Annotated in this window: 7 protein-coding genes and 1 CRISPR repeat array; of the genes, 2 read left to right on the top strand and 5 right to left on the bottom strand. The window is 69.7% G+C overall.

Annotation, left to right across the window (positions count from 1 at the left end):
- Positions 1 to 289: 289 nt before the first annotated feature.
- Positions 290 to 3199 carry a CRISPR-associated helicase Cas3' gene (gene cas3 / locus ACIQUR_RS02340; RefSeq protein WP_403657957.1) on the bottom strand — a complete coding sequence of 970 codons (2910 nt, stop codon included), beginning with the start codon at positions 3197 to 3199 and terminating at the stop codon, positions 290 to 292.
- A 174-nt stretch (positions 3200 to 3373) separates the two neighbouring features.
- Positions 3374 to 4622: direct repeats of the CRISPR family, unit length 29 nt; unit sequence GTGCTCCCCGCCGACGCGGGGGTGGACCG.
- Between the two features lie 476 nt (positions 4623 to 5098).
- Between cas3 and ACIQUR_RS02335 the strand changes: the two genes are divergently transcribed.
- On the top strand, positions 5099 to 6100 hold the full coding sequence (locus ACIQUR_RS02335) for a trypsin-like serine peptidase (RefSeq protein ID WP_403656924.1): 1002 nt from the start codon (positions 5099 to 5101) through the stop codon (positions 6098 to 6100).
- Between the two features lie 68 nt (positions 6101 to 6168).
- On the opposite strand, the gene ACIQUR_RS02330 is transcribed toward ACIQUR_RS02335, so the two are convergent.
- The 4 genes from ACIQUR_RS02330 to ACIQUR_RS02315 form a co-directional block, all read right to left on the bottom strand.
- Positions 6169 to 6417: a hypothetical protein gene (locus ACIQUR_RS02330; protein WP_403656921.1), complete on the bottom strand. Its 249-nt coding sequence runs from the start codon at positions 6415 to 6417 to the stop codon at positions 6169 to 6171.
- Positions 6418 to 6538: 121 nt separating this feature from the next.
- Positions 6539 to 7561 carry an FG-GAP repeat domain-containing protein gene (locus ACIQUR_RS02325; RefSeq protein ID WP_403656918.1) on the bottom strand — a complete coding sequence of 341 codons (1023 nt, stop codon included), beginning with the start codon at positions 7559 to 7561 and terminating at the stop codon, positions 6539 to 6541.
- The gene (locus ACIQUR_RS02320; RefSeq protein WP_403656915.1) at positions 7471 to 8286 is read right to left on the bottom strand and encodes a hypothetical protein; all 816 of its coding nucleotides are present in this window, start codon (positions 8284 to 8286) and stop codon (positions 7471 to 7473) included. Before ACIQUR_RS02320 ends, ACIQUR_RS02325 begins: the two co-directional genes overlap by 91 nt.
- 272 nt (positions 8287 to 8558) lie before the next feature.
- Positions 8559 to 8891 carry a hypothetical protein gene (locus ACIQUR_RS02315; protein WP_403656912.1) on the bottom strand — a complete coding sequence of 111 codons (333 nt, stop codon included), beginning with the start codon at positions 8889 to 8891 and terminating at the stop codon, positions 8559 to 8561.
- Positions 8892 to 9590: 699 nt separating this feature from the next.
- Between ACIQUR_RS02315 and ACIQUR_RS02310 the strand changes: the two genes are divergently transcribed.
- Complete coding sequence (locus tag ACIQUR_RS02310; RefSeq protein ID WP_403656910.1) at positions 9591 to 19787, top strand: LamG-like jellyroll fold domain-containing protein; 10197 nt, start codon at positions 9591 to 9593, stop codon at positions 19785 to 19787.
- Positions 19788 to 19799 lie beyond the last annotated feature (12 nt).

The raw sequence follows: 19799 nt of genomic DNA, 5'->3' as shown, positions 1-19799 counted from the left end.
CCTCGCTCGACAAGCATGCTCATCATCGCGGTGATCATCGTTATCCTTCAGAGCAGACCGGACCCCACGGTCACAGCTGCGTGCTGCGTGTTGCTTTTGATTGCCGCAGCAGCTCACCGTCGTCTGGCCTGACCGCCCGGCCCGCAAGCCGGGGCATCCGGCACATAAGGACGCAGGACCGACAGTCCCCACCTGCGTGGGGGTGTTCCGCTAGACGGCACGCCGCCGGCCGATGCCGTGTCGCTCTCCCCGCCGAAGTGGGGGTGCCCTGCGCTCACCTGTGCCGCGCTCACGCGCGGCACAGGCCGAGTACGTCGTCCAGCCAGATCTCGTGCCGACCGATGCCCACCCTGCCCGCCACACCGTCGCGCACAGGCTGCCGCAGGACCACCAGCTCGCCGAGCATCGGATGCTCCGCCCAGCCGGCCGGAACGCCAAGGTCGGCATCCGTCGCGTCGCGGAACCACTCGGCGCTGACGGGAATCGTGCGCCCCATCACCTGCCGGACCTCCGAAACCGTCGGCCGACCCCCGGTACCCGCGGCCGGCAGTGCCACCTGACCCTGGGCGTCGAGCGTCGCGCGCCCGTCCTCATGGACGTACACGCACAGCAAACGTACCGAGTCCGCACCGAGCCTGGTCGTCGCGTCCCACTCCTCCCAGCTGCCCTCGCGATGCAGAGCATGGAGGGCGGGCACCTTCCCGACCGGCGGCACGACGGCGAAGTTCCCGGCGGCCCGCTGCGCGGCCTCCTCGCCCAGGTACGCCGTCCACACCGCCGACTTCACCGGATCTGCCCAGGAGAACCTGTCCGGACGGTCCCCGTGGACCCGTTCGACGAGCTCCTGCACGTCCTCGGGCAAAGCGATCCACTTCCCCGCGCGCTCGGCCAACACCTCGGACGTCTCCGTCAGGAGGGCCTCGTGATACACGCCGAGCCACCGCTTCGGAACTGCTCCGCCTCCGGCCACCGGGTCCAGCACCACCAGCCGCGGCCCCTCGGCAGCCGCCCAGGCAGGTCGCTCCCGCCCGCCGGGCCGGCCGTGGACCTGCCACCACGTCTCGTGCCTCCAGCAGCGTCCCGCCCGCTGCAGCAACAACGCCAGCGGAGCCAGGTCACTGACCACCACGTCCGCATCGAGATCCAGCGACTGCTCCACCACCTGCGTCGCCACGATCACCCGCCGGACGGGACGCGGACCCGACCTGCCCATGCCCGACGTGACCACCTGGGTCCGCGCCTCCCGCACATCCCCGGGAAAACGCGCATGCAGCAGCTGAAGGTCGACCGGGGGACCTGCTGCGGACGCCACTGCCTGCAGATGCGTGAAGGTCTCCTGGGCCTCGGCCACCGTGTTGCACACCACCAGGGCGCAGCCCTCACCGCCCTCCAGAACCGGCGAGAGCACCCTCTCGATCACCGCGAGCCGCGCCTCCCCGTGCCGCCCGACCGCGGTGGCCACCGGCTCCACCTGCACCTTCAACCGCATGTGCCGTTGTCGGGCCTGCTCCTGCCGCTTCCCTTCACCGATCTGCGTGCATTCCCCGGTCGAGCCATCGACGTACAACCAGCCCGGATACGGCACACCGAAGCTCTGCTGCACCAACGCCTTCCGTCGACGGCGATCCTCGCCGCTCCGCGCCGGGACGCCCTTCAGGTACTCCCTGACCAGCTGGTCACTCACCGAAGACGGCAACGTCGCCGACAGCAACACGACTGGCGCCCCGAAGGCGCCCAGCCAGTTGAGCAGACGACCAAGAAGCACCTGCATGTACGGGTCGTAGGCATGCGCCTCGTCCACGATGAACGTCTTCCCTGACAACGCCAGCAACCGCAGCGCGTTGTGCCGAACCGGCAGTACTGCCAGCAACGCCTGGTCGATCGTGCCCACCGCGTACTGCGCCAACAGCGGCCGCTTGGCACCACGCAACCACCGCGCCGGCCTCATCTCGGCCTGGTGCCGAGCGGGCTCGCCGTCACCTTCCTCGTCCCCGTCACACACCAGCACACGACCGTTCCGGTCCGAAGCGTCGTCCTCTGCGTACGCAGCACTCAGCCAGGCCATGCTGTGCGTCAACGTCAGCCCGGCCCCCGCACCCTCCTGCCGTGCCAGAACCCCGGCCACGCGCGCATGCATCTGGTCACTGGTCGCCATCGTCGGCAACAGGAAGGCGAAACCACGCGTGCCGAAATGCCGCGCGAACACCCGCTCCGCTTCCAGCGCCGCCTCCGTCTTGCCATCGCCCGGAGCCGCCGTCACCACCACGATCCCGGCCCCCTGCCCCCACTCCGCGCTCCGGCGCGCCCTAGACAGCGCCTCTTCCAGTCCCGAAGCCAGCGACCCCTGCAACGCATTCGGCCCCGCACCGATGCCGTACGCCTCCGCGAAACCCTTCCGCTTCAGCGCCACGGGCAGCAGCCCCGCTTCCCTCACCAGCTGCTCGGCGTCCCGACACGACCTGGCGAAATGCTGCCTCAGCCCCGGCTCAAGCGACCGCTGCCGCCGCACGAGGTAGCTCTCCTGACTCACCAACCAGTCCGCCAGGATCACCACACCCGTCACCAGCACGGCCGACGACACCCCGAAGTCCTCAGGCAGCCGCGGAGCGCCCAGGAGATCGAACACCGCAGCGGCGTGGGCGAGGCGTTGCTCAGCCCAGGTCGCCCCGCCCAGCAGGTCCTGGTACGCGGGACCCGCGTATATGTCCTCGAACCGGTGGAAGCAACCGTGATGGCCACCCACCACCTCGGCGATCCGGTTGACCGCCTCCAGCTCCTCCTCCGTCAGACCGTCCGGCTCCCCACCCAGCACGGCCAGGACGGCCGGCACGGCCCGCATCCCGGCCACGTCATGCCGAAACCGCTCGAACCCGATCCGCCCCTGATCACCGACCAGCCCAGCACTCAAGCCCCCAGCAGCGCGCTCATTGCAGAACTGAAAACCCGACACCTTCCCGAGGTCATGCAGCCCCGCACACAGCCCCACCAGCAAGCGCGCCCTGCCAAGGTCATCAGGCAACCCGAGGCCCGCAGCGATGCAACGACGCTGGCTCTCGGACAGGTACTCGTCCCACAGGAACAACGCCACCGCCGCGGCATCCAACAGGTGCCGCACCAAGGGATAGGGCGGCAACGCCTCATCGAGCCCCCGGGCCTTTCCCCACAACGACTGATCAGGATCCAACCGCGGATTCGGCATCACGCAGGACAACCCCTCAATCGCCGGAACGAACCAACCTGCACTGTGCCACGCAGCCGACGCCAACATGCATGATTCCAAACGCAGTTAGAGTTCACGCATGGACCCGATCTCCTCCCCACAGGGTGAGGTAAAGAAATTGGAAACCGACTAGAACGGTGCAGGTCGCAAAGTGTGCTCCCCGCCGACGCGGGGGTGGACCGATAGGTCTTGCCCCCGAGTTGGCGGACCACGTGTGCTCCCCGCCGACGCGGGGGTGGACCGCTCATGACGGTGGCCCGTACAGCGCTCTGTTGTGCTCCCCGCCGACGCGGGGGTGGACCGATCGACCCGGCGGGGCCCGAGGGCTACCTGATGTGCTCCCCGCCGACGCGGGGGTGGACCGCGGGCGACGGCAGAGAACTTGGCCCCGTTGCGGTGCTCCCCGCCGACGCGGGGGTGGACCGCACATCGCCGGGTACCGCGTCGACTGCCGGCTGTGCTCCCCGCCGACGCGGGGGTGGACCGTAGGCATCGCTGTACGCGTAGACGGCGGCTTCGTGCTCCCCGCCGACGCGGGGGTGGACCGATCGAACACCTAGGGAAGACGGAAGGAGACGCGTGCTCCCCGCCGACGCGGGGGTGGACCGCCGGGCCGAACCGCAGCTGCGGTGGCGGTGGCGTGCTCCCCGCCGACGCGGGGGTGGACCGGCCACGAATCCTCCGATGCACAGCGCCGTGGGGTGCTCCCCGCCGACGCGGGGGTGGACCGGCAGTCGGCTACATCGGATACGAGAACACCAAGTGCTCCCCGCCGACGCGGGGGTGGACCGCGGTTGCGGACCCGGGTGCCCCGGCTCCGGCCGTGCTCCCCGCCGACGCGGGGGTGGACCACAGTTCCCCCGCAAGGCCGTGGAGGACCTGAACGTGCTCCCCGCCGACGCGGGGGTGGACCGCACCGTGGCTCACACCCGGTCCCCGAACGTGAGTGCTCCCCGCCGACGCGGGGGTGGACCGTCGGCGCCCGCCCCGAAAACCGATCAGCAGGAGTGCTCCCCGCCGACGCGGGGGTGGACCGCGCCGTGAGGCGTACGCGAACGACCAGGGCGCGTGCTCCCCGCCGACGCGGGGGTGGACCGCCCAAGCCGCTGGTCCCGTACGAGCGGCTCGTGTGCTCCCCGCCGACGCGGGGGTGGACCGCTGTTCTGCATGTTCTGGGCCAGCGCCGACAGGTGCTCCCCGCCGACGCGGGGGTGGACCGCCGCGATGTCGTGCTCAGAGGTCCCGAACGAGGTGCTCCCCGCCCACGCGGGGGTGGACCGTCTCCGGCGCCACCCTGGGGGCGACCCTGCGGGTGCTCCCCGCTGACGCGGGGGTGCACCGCCGCCTAGGAGGCCCGCAGTGGCCAACATCGCGTGCTCTCCGCCGGCGCGAGCGGGGCCGGATCACCGCCCAGCGTGAGTCGGGTGAAGGTCAGTGCGCGGGGGCTCCGCCCCCGCACCCCCGGCCACCCTGCGGAGGAGGGGGAACGGCAGGGGTTCCTCGTCGGGCGGCACCCAAGAGGAGCGCAGCCCGTGCGGGGGCGCAAGGCCGAGCCGCTTCGCGGTCGCCTCCGGCGAGCCTTGCGCCCCCGCACGGCCCGCACTCGGCTGGCGCCTGCCGCCCAACGAGGAACCCCTGCCACGCTGGTCCACGCGTACGGGTGCTCGTCGGCGAGCTGCTCGACCGGGGCCACGCCGGAGCCGAACCACTGGTGGTCGCGGCGTCCGAAAAGGCTCTCGCACTCGCTCCCGTACGCGTGTTTCAGTCCCAGGGGGCGGCAGGACTGATCTCGTACGTAACACGATCAAAGGGGGGCATGGCGTGTCGTATCGACGTCTTTCCGTGAGGCTCCGAGTCTCAGGAGCCTTAGCGGCTGCGGTGGTGGGGCTGGGTCTGCTGGGCGCTCCGGGGGCGGCCGCCGGAGCCCAGAGCGAGTCGTCCGCGGTTGCGGTGACGCACAGCGAAAAGGCGCCGGGCGGGCTGGAGGCGTGGTGGACGCCCGAGCGGATCCGGCGGGCTCTGGCTCATCCGGCGGACCTCCCCGACGCGTCCGCGAGTGTCGCCGGCGGGCAGCCGCGGCCGGACGGCGCCCCGCAAAGCGTGCTGGCCGCTGATGCCGTCGGGCCGAAGGCCGGCTCGGGGGAGATCTCCGCATCGGCGGCGGTGTCCCGCTCGCAGAGGGTGAAGTACTCCTCGGCCTGGCCCAACGTGGTGACCGGCAAGCTTCTGTACGCCGGGGGCGCCTGCTCGGCCGCGGTCATCGTGTCGAACAACAAGAACACCGTCTGGACCGCGGGGCACTGCGTGTACGACCGGAAGAACAAGCGGTTCAGGAAGAACTTCGCCTTCCTGCCCGCGTACAAGAACGGCCAGCGGCCGTGGGGCCTGTGGGAGTACGTGCGAGCCTACGTGCCCCAGGAGTACATCGACTCCGGCGACGTGCGCTGGTCGGACCTGGGGGCGATCGTCCTCAGGCGCCACCGCACCTACGGCAACATCCAGGACAAGATCGGCGCCTACGGCTACCGGTTCGGCGGTGGCCCGAACTACTCCAACGTGCAGGCGGCCGGCTACCCCTACGCCGGCTACAACCGCCCCGACCGGGACTTCGCCGCCGGCGAGTACATGATGTATTGCCGCGGCAATACCACCGACGCCAGCCGCTTCAATCCGCGTGACAACCGACTCCGGATGGCCTGCGACATGGGCCGCGGTGCCTCAGGGGGCCCGCAGGTCATCGGCATCGCGTCCAACCCGCAGATCGTCGGAGCGAACAGCCACCGCAACGTCAGTACCAGCGGTGCCTACCGGGACCTGAGCCTGTACTCCTCCGAGCACACCACCCTCGCCAAGGCCGTCATCAACACCGCCGGCCGCTGACCCCACCTCTCCCCGCGGAACGCACCACGGCCCCTCACCCGGACATGGCTGAGGGGCCGTGAGTTCTGCTACGGGACCACCGGGTTCGGCATCTCGGCCGGGTTCCGGTTCGCCTCGCGTACGCGCTCGGGGGTCCAGTACGACTCGGTGCTGCCGGCCGGCTCTGTGTTCTCGGACTCGGAGACGTTCCCGTCCTCCGTCACGACCACCGCTTCGCCGGGCGACGTCGCGACGGCCGCGTACGCCGCACTCCCGGCGGCGGTGACGGCCACGAGCAGCGCGCCGGTCCATAACCAGCCGCGTCCGGTCATCCTCATCGGGCTCTCCTCGCGATGGACATGACGTGAGGATAGGGCCCGCTCCGCCCGGTCAGGGAGGCTGCGACCGACGAGTACACCGGCTGGCCGGGATTTCGGCCGGATCGGGTCCCGTCCTGGTTCACACGAGGGTGTTGTAGCCCTGCCAGCCGGTGCTGATCTTCGTTCGGGTGGCGAAGGGGGCGGAGGACAGGCCGGTGCCCTTGTAGAGCCACAGGGCGCCCGTGGCGTCACGGGCCAGCAGGTCGGCCTTGCCGTTGTCGGTGACGTCGCCGACAACGGTGAGCGCGTTGTACGCCTGCCATCCCCCACCGATCTTGGTGCGGGTGGTGAAGGGAGTCGAGCTCTGGCCGGTGCCCCTATCGAGCCACAGCGTGCCCGAGGTGTCGCGGGCGACGAGGTCGGGCTTGCGGTCGCCGGTGAGGTCGGCGCCGCCGAGGATCTTGTTGTAGGTGTTCCAGCCGCCGCCGACCTTGGTGCGGGTGGCGAACGGGCTGGTGGCCTTGCCGGTGCCCTTGTGCAGCCACAGCACGCCGCTGCCGTCGCGGGTGAGGAGGTCGGGCAGCTTGTCGCCACTGACGTCGCCGGCCCCGGCGAGGAGCGTGTACGTGTTCCAGCCGGTGCTGACCTTGGTACGGGCCTTGTACATCTTGGCCGGTTCGTAGATGAACTGGCGCTGGTAGTACCAGAGAGTGCCGCTCGCATCCCGGGCGACGAGGTCGCCGTGGCTTCGCAGCGCGCCCGCCGGGGCTCCGTCGGCGTAGTCGACGTCCTCCGTCACCGGGCTGAGCTTGGTCAGCTGGTTGTACGCCTGCCAGCCGGGGCCGATCGGGCTGCGAGGGGAGAAGGGGGCGGCCGGCTTGCCCGTGCCGTTGAGGCGGTACAGGTAGCCCGCAGTGTCCCGGGCGAGCAGTTGGTGGCGCAGGTGCAGGGCGCCCGTGCCTGCGGTGAAGGTGGCCTTGCGGTCCAGGGCGCTGCCGTAGCGGGCGTAGTTGTAGATGTCGTGGATGACGTGAGTGTCCAGCCGCCAGGCGTCCATGCCGGCCGGGGCGGTCAGCGTGTACTCGATGGTGTGGTCGCCTGTGGCTGCCGTGCACTGGAGTTGTTCCCGCCCCGCATGACAGTGCGGGAAGCGACCGTGCACGAGATGCCAGGGCTGGTGCTCATATTGGTGATGAGCACCTGGTCCCCGCGCCAGGCGGGCTGCCCGGGAGCAGGCAGGAAGTAGGTGTACACCTTGCCGGGGTCGGTGGCGTGGATGCGTATCCGGTGGCGTGCGGAGCGGCCTGCCGGGACTGCCGGGGTGTCGAAGGCGACGGTGTTGCGGGCGGCGGCGGTGGCCTTGGTGACGACCGTGAGGAGTGCGTGGCCGCGGGTGGTGTCCTCGGGCACGGTCTCGGACTTCTGCACGTGGCGCACCGCTTCGGCGATGTCGCCGCCGGCCGGGACCCAGGCGTACGCCCAGTGGACCGTCGTGTCGGGGGCAGCCTTGGTGATCCAGAAGCTGAGCTTGCCGTAGCCCTGATGGAGCGGGCCGCGCTCGCAGACGTACACGCCGTGGGTACCAGCCGGGGTGGTGCAGTCGTTGTAATGCAGGTCGAACGCGTCCGGCAGGTCCGCGTCCGCCTCCGCAACCGTTCCGTTCAGGGCTGTGGTGGACAGTGCGAAGACCATGTGGCCGCTGCGGTTGAGGCCGGACACCTGCTCGGGCTCGGCCAACCAGGAACTGTCGGGCGCGGCCACCGCGTCCTCGGCAGTCAGGACGAGTGGTTCCTCGGCTGCCAGCGCTGTAGGGGTGAACGCCAAGGGGGCAGCGGTGAAGGCGGCAGCGGTGGCGATCGCCGCCGCACGCCGAAGGGCGGTACGCAAAGCAGGGGCTCCATCAACGGGGGGTGCGCCCCGGGCTTGTGTGGGCCGGGGGTGGCAGGGGCTGGGTTCAGTGCAGAACCCCCAGCACCGAAGACAGCCGATGCCTCGCCAGACCCTATGAGGTCCCTGACCCCCAGGCCAGAGCTGATGATCACGTGTGAGCAAGACGTGATCTTCCCATTTCTCCAACGGGCAGCGACCAAGTGCGCGCCGTGTTCGTTCCCGCTTGAACGGTCTGCGGAGGGCAGAGCTGGGGCCGGTGGTCCGGCACCTCAGCTGGTGGTCAGTTCATCAGAGTGCACCTGGAACTCGACCTGGCCCTCGACAGACTCCAGGCCCCATGGGGTGATGGAGACGGTCACGGTCCCAGGAGCGGAACCGGGGGCGCCATCGAGGATCTCGCAGAGGACCTTGACCCTGACGGGGTAGTTCGACGACGGCGTGAGGTTGCCGGCGTCGTCGAAGACGGCGGCCTTGTCGATGACGCTCCACTGGCGGTTGTGAACGTCGGTGATGCGGACCTCGATCAGGCCGGGGAAAGGCTCGTCGCCGATCCATCGGACGGCGTCGCAGTTGAGGAAGGGCATGTGCTCAGACTCTGCCATCGGCGACTGCGTCCGACAGCCCGAAGCCGCAGACTGCCCGAGGTGCGACGCGGTGAAGCCTGCGGGTGCTGTGACGCGGCCGGTCCTGCGTCGAGCGGCTCTCCCTTTCCCGAAACATATTTGAGCGCATTTCAGCGATTTCGTGGATGTGATCTCCGGCACTTTCGATCTTGGCGTCCTTGGATGCTCTTGCGGTGGGCCCGTGGCAGCGCATAGGAATGCGCCGTTCCATGTGATCTTGTGGGGGGACCCTTCGTGCGTGCCGTGCGGCCCGTTTCTGTTTTCGTTGCCTTTGCGCTGACCGCGTTGTGCGGTGCGGAAAGCGGCATGGCCGCCTATGCGGCTCAGCGGCCCGCGAGCGCCGCGGGTGTGCTTCCGGACCAGCGCTGGGGCTCGGCCGATGGGCGGAGCCACGATGCTGTTTCCGCAGCTACGGAAGCTGCGGCCGGTGGCGGCCGGGACGGTCACCGGGCGGGCCGGGACGAACTGCCCGTCGACGCGGGTATGTCTCCGCTGCGCTTCGGTGGCGCCGAGGAGAACCTCCCCACAGGCAGGATGGAATCCGTTTCGGCTCCTTCTGTGCAGCCCAGGGGATTCGATTCGAAGAGCAGCCGGGAAATCCCGGAAAAGCGCGCTCGGGAAGCCCGTACGTATCTCAATTCGGACGGCACTTTCACCACGCGCTATTTCGATGAGCCGGTGAACTACAAGGACGCCGCTGGAAAATGGCAGCAGATCGACACCCGGCTCAAGAAGGTGACGGGCGCCGGTGCGCTCGGCCGTGCCGTCTCGCCGGCCGACGAAGGCTGGACGATCACCTCCGGTGACGCTCAGACCTCGTTCGCCGGCCACGCGGACGGGGCGCCGCTGGTCTCGATGAAGGTCGGCCAGGGCCTGTCGGTCGGCTTCGCCGTGCACGACGCCGCGCACGCGCCCGGCGAGGCCGACGAGAGCACGGTCACCTACCGGGCCGTGCGTCCGTCCGCCGACATGAAGTTCATCGCGGGCGGCACGTCGGTGAAGGAACTCCTGGTCCTCAACACCCCGGACGCGCCGACCGAGTGGCTGTTCCCCCTCCACCTGCAGGGGCTGACCCCGCGGATCGACACCACCGGCGCGGTGCTCCTCGAAGACGCCTCCGGCGCCACCCGGGCGCGCATCCCGGCCGGCTGGATGGAGGACTCCAACCTCGCGCCCAACTCGAACCAGGGCGAGATATCCAGCGGCGTCTCCTACGAGCTCGTCGAGGTCGGCGGCTCGCCGGCGCTGAAGGTGTCCCTCGACACCACGTGGCTGCAGGACCCCGAGCGCGTCTTTCCCGTAAAGGTCGATCCGACCGTCACGTCCGTCACGCCCACGGCCGCCTCCTCGGGCACCTTCGTGGAGTACCCGTACAACCAGAACTTCGCGAGCGACACGAACATCAAGGTCGGCACCTACGACGGGGGAGGCCACAAGACGGCGGGCTTCCTGCGCTTCGCGGGAGTCGAGAGCTCCCTCAAGAACGCCTGGGTCGTCAACGCCAGCCTCGCGCTGTACAACACCTGGTCCTACTCGTGCACCGCGCGCCCGGTGACCGTCCACGCCATCACCTCGAACTGGTCGGAGTCCACGACGTCGACCTACCCGGGCCCCGCCACCGGCTCGGCGCTGGGATCGAAGTCCTTCACCCACGGCTGGCGCCCCGCGGGCCAGGAGGCCTACCCCTGCGGCGGCGCGAACTGGGAGTCGATCCCGCTGGGCCCGTCCGGCCGTCAGCTGGTGAACGACTGGACGCACGGCCGCAAGCCGAACTACGGCCTGGCGGTGAAGGCGTCCACGACCGATTCGAACGCGTGGAAGCACTTCGGCTCGGACGACTACCCCAACGGCAAGCCTTCCCTCGACGTCACGTGGACCAAGTACGGCGCGACGTACAAGCCGGTCGAGTTCACCACGCCGATGACGGCGACGACCGAGGGCTCCTTCAAGATCACCGTGACGAACCAGGGTCAGCAGACCTGGGTCAAGAACGGCAACGTCAAGCTGAAGTACGAGCTGTACGACGCGGCCGGCAAGCTGATCAGCGATGCGAGCAAGATTCGCTGGACCCCCATGCCCAGTGACATCGCCCCGGGCGCGTCCGTGACGCTCGACGCGAAGATCGCACCCCTGACGCCCGCGACCTACACGCTCGTGTGGACGATGGACGACTACAACATCGCGTCGTTCACCTCCGCGGGTGTGCCCGGTTCGGCGGTCAAGGTCGACGCGGTCAACGTGCCGCCGCAGCTGACCGGCGAGGCCCCGCCCAGCGGCAGCATGGTCGACACGCTCACCCCGACGCTCTGGGCCTCGGCCAACGACCGCGACCGCTACCCCAAGGCTCTGACGTACCAGTTCGAGGTCTGCGAGGTCGAGGGCAAGGACACCCGCAAGAACTGCCAGCTCGGTACGGCGTCCACCGCCCAGACCTGGACCGTGCCCAAGGGCTGGCTGAAGTGGTCCAAGACGTACGCGTGGTATTCGTACGCGAGCGACAGCAAGGACAAGTCGGTCCGCCCCGGCTCGTCCTTCATCACCACCCAGGTGCCCCAGCCCGCCATCGCCGCCCACCTCGGCGGTACGGGTACGGACGCCGGACGCAGCTTCGGCTCGCGCAGCGGCAACTACGCCTCCGCCGCGACCGACGCCGCCGTCGCCACCATCGGCCCCGAGCTGTCGGTGACCCGTACCTACAACTCGCAGGACCCGCGGCGTACCAACGCCTTCGGCGCGGGCTGGGCCACCCGCTGGGACATGCGGGCCGTCGCCGAGGACGACGGCAGCGTCGTCGTCACCCGGTCCGACGGCAGCCAGGTCCGGTTCGGACGGAACTCCGACGGCACCTTCAGTGCACCCGCGGGTTCGGTCGAGGCCCTCACCGCCGTCTCCGGAGGGGGCTGGTCGCTGCGCGCTCCCAACGCGTCCATGTACACCTTCGACGCGGCAGGACTGCTCACCAGGATCGTTGACGGCTTCGGCCGCCAGCAGACCCTCACGTACATCTCGGGCCGCCTGGCGACGGCGACCGACGTGACCTCCAAGCGGTCGCTGACCTTCACCTGGAGCGGCACCAAGGTCGCCACGGTCTCCACCAGTGGCCCGGGCGCGCTCACCTGGACGTATACCTACTCCGGGGACAAGCTCGTCAAGGTCTGCCCGCCGAACTCGGCCACGGCGTGCACCGTGTACCAGTACGCCGACGCGTCCCGTTACCGCAGCACCGTGCTCGACGCCGCCCCCATCGCCTACTGGCGCCTGAACGACAGCGAGACCGAAACCGCGGCGAGCGACGCGATCTCCCGCACCGGCCAGGTCGAGGGACACTTCCGCGACGTCGATCTCGGCCGCACCGGCGCCCTCACCGGCACGTTCAACAAGGCGGGCTACTTCGACGGCTCGGGCTCGTACGCCGAGCTGCCCGAGGCCTCCCTCTCGTCCTCGACCGTGCTCTCCACCGAGCTGTGGTTCAAGACCACCAAGCCCGGTGTCCTGCTCGGCTTCCAGGACGGACGGCTGACCGACGGCCGGCCCGACCACTACGACCCGGTCCTCGCCGTCGACTCGGCCGGCAAGCTGCGCGGCGCCTTCGAGACCGCCGACGGCTGGCAGGCGCCCATGTCCTCCACCGGCACCGTCACGGACGGTGCCTGGCACCACGCCGTGCTGACCAGCACGGGAACCAGCCAGGTGCTCTACCTCGACGGCAACGCCGTCGGCACCCGAACCGGCGCGGTGGACCACAACGAGAAGACCTTTACGTACCTCGGCGCCGGCTACTCCAGCTGGGGCTGGGACGGCACCAACCCCGAAGGCGTGCGCTACTTCACCGGCACCATCGACGAGGTCGCCGTCTACCACAGCGCCCTCGGCTCCGACACGGTCAAGGACCACTACACCGCCCGTGCCGGCGCGCCCGTACTGACCCAGGTGACCCTCCCCTCCGGCCGGGTCAGCGCCAAGGTCACCTACGACCCGGACACCGAGCGCGCCACCACCGTCACGGACGCCAACGGCGGCACGTGGAAGATCTCGGAGCCGTCCTACAGCTCCGGCTCGGCGGCGTACTCGCGCGCCATGCACGTCAGCGGCCCGGTCAACTACTGGCGCCTGGGCGAAGGCAGCGGCGCGACCGCGGTCGACGAGATCGAGAACGGCGGCGACGGCTCCTACGGTGAAGGCGTGACGCTGGGCAGCGTCGGCGCCTTCATGGACGGCGACGACGCCTCGGTCACCCTCGACGGCGCCGAGGGCGCCATCGAGGTCCCCTCCGACTCCCTCAGCGGTGCCACGGCCCTCTCCGCGGAGATGTGGTTCCGCACCGGCACGCCCGGCTCGGTCCTCCTCGGTCTCCAGAACACCGAGATCGGCACCACGCCCACGAAGTGGAACCCGAGCCTCCTGATCGACTCGGCGGGCAAGCTGCGCGGTCACTTCTGGGACGGCTCCTCCGCCAACCCGATCGTCTCCAGCGCGTCCGTCGCCGACAACGAGTGGCACCACGTCGTCCTCACCGGCAACAGCAGCGGCCAGACGATGTACCTGGACGGCAGGAAGGTCGGCTTCCAGGCCGGAGTGGTCAAGCCCGAAACGCTGCTGCACGCCTACCTCGGCGCCGGCTACGCCAGCTCCGGCTGGGACGGGGCCGCCGCCGGCACCCGCTACTTCGCCGGCCAGCTGGACGAGGCCGCCTTCTACAACAAGGCGCTGACCGCAACGGCCGTCGGCAACCACTACCGTGCCCGCACCCAGCTGGTGGCCGGCAACGGCGACCAGTACCGGGGAACCGTCACCGCCGACGCCCCCGCGGGCTTCTGGCGCATGGACGAGACGAGCGGCACCACCGCCCACAGCCAGGTCGCGGCCACCGGCAGCGACGGCACCTTCACCCAGGCGACCCTGGGTACGACCGGAGCCTTCGGCACCGGCGACGGCACCGCGGTCCAGTTCGACGGCGACGGCTACGTCCAGCTCCCCGGGATCGGGCAGGCCACCACCGACGTCGCCGTGGAGGTCTGGTTCAGGACCACCAAGCCCGGTGTCATCGTGGGTGACCAGAGCACCTCCATCGCCGGCGCCACGACCACGTCCGGTACCTGGACGCCCGTCCTCTACGTCGGAGCCGACGGGAAGCTCCATGGCGAGTACCCCTCGGTCGGAGTCACCCGGACCAACGCCTCCACCGAGACCGTGACCGACAACGAGTGGCACCACGCGGTCATCTCCGCCAAGGGCGATATCCAGACCCTCTACCTCGACGGCACCCAGGTCGCTCTGAAGACCGAGGCGCCGATCACCCACCAGTCCAACAACCGCACCTACATCGGTGCCGGCTTCGCCCGCACCTGGCCGTCCGCCCCCGCCGACGTCAGCTACTTCACCGGCCAGATCGACGAAGTGGCCATCTACCAGCACGCCCTCACCGGCGCCCAGATCTCCGAGCACTACCGGGCACGTACCGCGTCGAGCGTCTCCTCCCTGGCCTCGACGGTCACGGTCACCGCCCCCACCGGCGGCATCAGCAGCACGACGTACGACGCCCTGCGCGGCCAGCGCAAGGTCGCCCACACCAACGCCGAGGGCGACACCACCACCTACACGTACGACACCGGCGGCTTCCTCCACACCGTCACCGACCCCAACGGCCACTCGACCGTCACGGGCCACGACGCGCAGGGCAACACCGTCTCCAGGACGACCTGCCGGGACAGCGACTCCTGCTGGACGACCTACACCGACCACTACTTCAACGCCGCCGACCCGCTGGACCTGCGCAACGGCAAGCCGACCGCCGTCCGGGACGCCCGCTCCGCAGGCCCCGACGACGACCGGTACAAGACCACCACGAGCTACACCTCCCACGCCCTGCCCTTCGCCGTCACGCTGGCCGACGGCCGGCAGAGCACGACCACGTACACCACGGGCAGCGAGACCGCGGTCGACGGGGGCACCGTGCCGGCCCGCCTCGTCGCCAGCCAGAAGACTCCGGGCGGAGCCGTCACCTCGTACAGCTACTTCGCCAACGGCGACGTCGCCCGCGTGACCCAGCCCTCGGGCCTCGTGACGCACTACACGTACGACGCGCTGGGCCGGAAGACGACCGAGAAGCAGGTCTCCGACACCTTCCCGAACGGCATCACCACCACCTACACGCACGACGCGATGTCACGGGTCACCTCCGAGGCCGGCCCGGGCGTGAAGAACGAGATCACCGGCGTCACCCACACCGCCGTGCTGACCCGGACCTTCGACGCCGACGGCAACCTCCTCACCGAGTCCACCGAGGACACCACCGGAGGGGACCCGAAGGCGACGACCACGTACCACTACGACTCCCACGGCCTGGCCGACACCGTCACCGACGCCCTGGGCAACGTCACCTCGTACCAGTACGACGCCGCCGGACGCGTCACGCGCACGACCGACGCGCTCGGCAACGCGACGACCCAGTCGTACACCCCGACGGGCCGCGCCGCGGAAACCGTCCTGAAGGACTGGACCGGCGACCCGTCGGGCCAGACCCGCGACCTGGTCCTCCAGTCCAACGCCTACGACCCGGCCGGCCGCCTGGCCTCCACCACCGACGCCATGGGCGCCACCACCAGCTACACCTACTTCGACGACGGCCTGCCGGCCACGACCACGGCGAAGCAGGTCACCCAGGCCGACGGCACCCGCCACGACATCGTCCTCGAGACGAACACGTACGACGGCGCCGGCAACCTCACCAAGCAGGTCACCGGGGACGGCACCCGCACCCAGACCTACGCCGTCGACGCCACCAGCCGCGTCACCCAGACCGTCTTCGATCCGAGCGGCCTCAACCGCGCCACGGAGTACACGTACGACGACGACAACCGCGTCACCGAGCAGCGGCAGAAGGCCGCCGGCACCCTCCTGCGCACCCAGCAGGCCACCTATGACAAGACCGGCAACGTCCTGACCTCCACGCTCGTCGACGGCACGACCCCGCGCACCACCAAGAACACCTACGACGACCGCGGCCTGCTCCTGACCACCGTCACCCCGCGGGGCAACGTCACGGGGGCGAGCGCCACGGCCTTCACGACGGCCTTCCGCTACGACGAACTCGGCCGCCTCGTCACCCGCACCGCCCCGACCGTCACGGTCGAGACCAGCGGGACCGCACCGGCCTCCGTCAAGCCGGCCGTCACCAACGGCTACGACACCTACGGCGCCACGACCGAGGTCCGTGACGAGAACGGCAACACCACCCGCACCCAGGTCGACAGGCTCGGCCGGCCCCTCACCGTCACCCTGCCCGCCTACACACCCCCGGGTGCGACGACGCCGATCAGCGCCGTCCAGACCACGACGTACGACGTCCTGGGCCGCGTCGCCTCCACGACCGACCCCCTCAACCGCACCACCTCGTACGCCTACGACCAGCTCGGTCAGCTGAAGGAGCGGACCGACCCGGTCGCCGACGCGGCCGCGGCACAGCTGGGCGGCAACCAGCTGAACACCAACACCGCGCTCAACGGCGGCGGAATATCCCGCTGGACCTGGACCCCGACCGGACTCCAGCTCTCCGCGACCACCCCGACCGGTGCCCGCAGCGAGGCGACGTACGACGAACTCGGCCGCCAGCTCACGGCGACCACCGTCGAGCGCCACCCCACGCAGCAGAACCTCACCTCGCGCTTCGCCTGGGACGACGCGGGCAACCAGACCGGCTCCACCACGCCCGCCGGCCTGACCACGACCGCCACGTACAACAAGGCCGGCCAGGTCCTGAAGGTCACCGCCCCGGGCAGCTCCGTCACGCAGGTGAGCTACGACGGCCTGGGCCGCCGTACGCAGGCCATCGACCCCACCAACCGCAAGACGGTCTTCACCTACGACGCCGCGGACAACGTCATCGAGACCGCGGACTACGGCACCGGCTCGACCGTCCTGCGCTCGGCCAAGACGCAGTACGACGTCGAAGGCAACCCCACCTCCGTCACCCCGCCCGCGGGCGGCCCCACCACCTACACCTACGACGCCCTGGGACGGATCACCCAGCAGACCGAGAAGACCTCGGACACGGCCTCCATCACCGCCTCGTACGGATACGACGCTGCGGGACACCGCACGCGCCTGACCGACGGCCGCGGCAAGGCCACCTACTACACGTTCAACAGCTGGGGTCTTCCCGAGTCGACCATCGAGCCGGCCACCACGCAGCACTGGAACCCGGACGTCCGCACCTGGACCGTCGTCTACGACGCGGCAGGCCAGGCCGTGACCGAGCTCCTGCCCGGTGGCGTCAAGCGCCAGCGCACCTACGACGGCCTGGGCCGCCTCACCGGTGAGACCGGATCCGGCACCGCGGTCGCCACGCGACCCCGCACCCTGGCCTACGACCTGGACGGCCGCCTCACCGGAGTCGCCGGCGACGGCGTCCTGGCCGGCAACACCTACACCTACAACGACCGCGGTCAGCTACTCGGCAGCGACGGCCCCGGCGGCCGCTCGCAGTACGCGTACGACGCCGACGGCAACATGACCACCCGCACCGACGCGGCCGGCACCACGGCCTTCACCTACGACACGGCGGGACGCCTCGACACCACGACCGACCCGCTGACCGGCACCCAGCTGCAGACCGACTACGACGCGGCGGGCCGCCCGACCGTGGAGCAGTACGCCCGCCCCGCCACCGGCGGCACCTACACCATCGGCGCGAAGCGCAGCTACACGTACGACAGCCTCGGCCGCCTGGCCAAGGACTCCGTCACCCGCACCGCCACCGGCACCGAGGTCGAGGGCATGGCCTACGACTACGACCTCGCCGACCGGCTCACGAAGAAGACCACCACCGGCACCGCCGGGGCGGCCGTCAACACCTACGGCTACGACCTGGCCGGCCGCATGACGACCTGGACCAACGGCTCCACGACCACCCCCTACGAGTGGGACGAGGCCGGGAACCTGACCCGCCAGGGCACCACGACCGGCACCTACGACTTCCGCAACCGGCTGGAGACCTGGGGCACGGAGACCTTCGCCTACAGCGCCCGGGGCACCGAGAAGACGATCACCGAGGCCGACGGCGACAAGCGCCAGATCAACTCCGACGCCTTCGAACGCACCGTCACCAACGGCACCAGCACCTTCACCTACGACTCGCTCGACCGCGTCATGACCCACAACGGCAGCGCCTTCACCTACGACGGCGGCTCCAACAACCTGGTCACCGACGCGACCACGTCCTACACCCGCACCCCCGAAGGGGGCCTCCTCGCCAGCGCCACCACCGCCACCCCCGGCTCGGCCCGCCTGGCGGTGACCGACCAGCACACCGACCTGACGGCCAGCCTCACCGCCGACGGCACCACGCTCTCCGCCTCCCGGGCCTACGACCCCTTCGGCAAGACGACCGCCACCAGCGGCACCAACCCCTCGCTCGGCTACCAGTCCGGCTGGACCGACGCCTCAACGGGCGAGGTCAACATGGCCTCCCGTTGGTACCAGCCCGGAATCGGCAGCTTCACCTCCCGCGACACCTGGCAGCTCGACCCGACGGGCTCGTCCCTCAACGCCAACCGCTACGCCTACGGCGCCGGCTCCCCCCTCAACGGAACCGACCCGACCGGCCACTACCTCGACTCCGGCAACGGCGGACGTACCCTTGCGCCCTCCAGGCCCGTGAACATCACCTGGCGGCCCGTCACTCCCCCGCCGGCTCCGGGCTGGCGCGTCCCTGGGTGGGTCGGCCCCAGCCTGAGATTCGGCGGTCGACTGCTCGGCGGTGTCCTCGGCACCGTCGCTGGAATCGTCATCAATGCCACGCCTGTTGGCGGAGTGTGGTGCAGCCGTATAGGCAACGCGCTTTGCCACGCCATCCATACGACCCGACCCGACTCCGCACGCAACCTCTTCTGCGATACGCACGGCTGGGCCGCACAATGCGGCGGCGGGTACCGCCCCTGGCCTAGCGCCGGTCCGGGATCTGGCCCGAGCCCGAGCGGCCATGGCGGGGGCGGCGGCGGTAACGAGGGAGGCGGCGGAGGCGGCCCCATAGCCCCGCCCGCACCCCCCATCGACCAGAACCCCAACAACGGCCCGAACCCGGCACCCGCCCCGACCCGCCCGGTCCCCAAGCCCGACTGGGACCCGAGGCGCGGCGTCTGGGATCCCACCAAGGGCTGGGACATGATCGTCGGATCTCTGAGCATCCTGAACATGGTTACGGGGAACTCCAACGGCTACACCCCGAACCAGTTGCCCAGCCCATACAGCGCACCTGGCTCCAACCCCGGTTCGGGCACTGGGCCGGACGATTCAGGCGACTGCCGTGTCAACGGGCAGGGATGGAAGGACTACGGCAATGTGGACGCCTCGAATGGAAATCGTGCAACGGGTATCACGGCGTGTCTTGACAAGCGGGAGATCATAGGCGGAACGGCAGCCGACCCGAGCAGGACGAAGGGCTACCAATGGGCCCAAGGATTCGTCGAAGCGTTCGGGTTTAACCCGACGAGGACAATCAATGCCTGTCACCTGCTCGCCAACACATTGGGAGGTTCCGGCACGAAGCCGGAAAACCTTTCGGCGTGCGCTCGACCGGCAAATTACTACACCCGAGACGTGCACCGGATCGAAGAGAACATGCGTCACTATGAGAAGCTTGTGAAGAGCGAAGTTCAGGCGAATAACGTCGTTAAGTATTCGGTAACGCCGATGTATTCAGGCCCTAGGACCGTCCCATACGAGTACGCTATCGACGCGACCGTTTGGCGTAACGGGGTTCAGTCCAAGCTGATTTATAATGCCACTGTTGTCAATGAGTTGATGCCGGGCGGCTTGTATAATCTGGGCAGGCAGTCGGTAAACGGCCATCCGGTGCCCTTCGGGAACATGAAATAGGGAAGTTCGAGG

The organism is Streptomyces sp. NPDC101132, from assembly GCF_044759225.1.
In the GTDB taxonomy this organism is placed as follows: domain Bacteria; phylum Actinomycetota; class Actinomycetes; order Streptomycetales; family Streptomycetaceae; genus Streptomyces.
Note: the sequence above shows the minus strand (reverse complement) of the source record. Positions and strands in the feature narration are given on the sequence as shown.